The organism is Hoyosella sp. YIM 151337, assembly GCF_026041215.1.
Classification (GTDB): Bacteria; Actinomycetota; Actinomycetes; order Mycobacteriales; family Mycobacteriaceae; genus Hoyosella.
The window spans coordinates 1-992 of the sequence record NZ_JAPEIQ010000012.1; the positions used below are offsets into that span (position 1 = coordinate 1).

At 58.5% G+C, this 992-nt stretch carries 1 protein-coding gene; it reads right to left on the reverse strand.

All coding sequences use genetic code 11. From position 1 onward, the window contains the following. Positions 1 to 983: ABC transporter ATP-binding protein (locus tag ONR57_RS06100; RefSeq protein WP_265122192.1), on the reverse strand; the 983-nt coding region annotated here is incomplete at its 3' end. Positions 984 to 992 lie beyond the last annotated feature (9 nt).

The following is a 992-nucleotide window of genomic DNA, read 5'->3' on the forward strand; positions in this document are numbered from 1 at the left end:
TCGTATTCTTCGAGTTCGGCGCGGATGGCGCGCTGCGCGGACTCAGGCAGCTCGTTGAGCAGATGCCGCACCCGCTCACGACGCCGGAGCTCACCCTGCCGTTCCGGCATGCCCGGAGTAGGACGGATCTGCGGCACCACACCACGCAAATCCTCATCCGGCGACCCATCACTATGCCCAGCCTCGGCCATCGCCAGCTCCGCAGCCATCGTCGCCTCGTCCTTCTCCTCCGACATCCCAATCGGACCCAGACGACGACCATTCAGGAACTGCCCCACCACCGGCTCATCACTGGTCAACAGCACCTCACGCGGACCAAACATCACCAAATGCTTCCGGAACAACATCCCCAGATTGTCCGGCACCGTCCGCGCCATATTGATGTTGTGCGTCACGATCAGCACCGTGCAATCAATCTGCGCATTGATATCCAGAATCAACTGCGACAAATACGCCGTCCGCACCGGATCCAAACCCGAATCCGGCTCATCACACAACAAAATCTCCGGATTCAGCACCAGCGCCCGCGCCAAACCCGCCCGCTTGCGCATACCACCAGAAATCTCACCCGGAAGCTTGTTCTCCGCACCAAGCAGACCAACAAGCTCCATCTTCTCCATCACGATCTGCTTGACCTCGGACTCCGACTTCTTCGTATGCTCCCGCAACGGAAACGCCACATTGTCATACAAATCCATCGACCCGAACAGCGCACCATCCTGAAACAGCACACCAAACATCTTGCGCACCTCATACAGCTCACGCTGCGTGCACTGCAAAATGTCAGTGCCATCAATCACGATCGAACCCCGCTCCGGGCGAATCAAACCGATCAGCGACTTCAAAAACACCGACTTACCCGTACCCGACGGGCCCAGCAACGCACTCACCTCACCCGTAGGCAAGGTAAACGTCACATCACTCCAGATGTTCTGCGAACCGAAGGTCTTCGTCAGACCCTCGACAGCGACCTCGACTCCCACCGAACCTCC